The following is a 332-nucleotide window of genomic DNA, read 5'->3' on the forward strand; positions in this document are numbered from 1 at the left end:
CGCCACGGCGTCTTGAGCTGATACCGCACCCTACCCTGCGGTGAGATCGACAGCCGCTGCTCGCTGATCGCCGGGCGCGTGATGTAGCGGCACAGCTTTTCGAGCTTGTGGCTTTCGTGTGCTTCCGCGGCCACGCCGGCATGCAGCGAGAAGCCGCCGACCTTGCCGGCATCGCCCTCCAGCGAGCCTGCGTCACCGGGCAATGTTTGCAGCGTGACGACCTTGCGGCCAGCGTCGCGACCGGTGGCGATGCGGTAGGTCATCGAACTCATCCGCAGCCCATCCATGCCGTCGTCGCTACCCGCGCTGTCGGACAGGAACACGGATTCGTC

Annotated in this window: 1 protein-coding gene; it reads right to left on the reverse strand. The window is 66.3% G+C overall.

The window, feature by feature from the left end; translation table 11 throughout:
- A partial coding sequence (locus ACEU5R_RS32020; RefSeq protein ID WP_392413950.1) for a transposase occupies positions 1-332 on the reverse strand: 332 nt, incomplete at both ends.

Origin of the sequence: Achromobacter sp. 413638 (assembly GCF_043119405.1) — a bacterium.
In the GTDB taxonomy this organism is placed as follows: Bacteria; Pseudomonadota; Gammaproteobacteria; order Burkholderiales; family Burkholderiaceae_B; genus Achromobacter.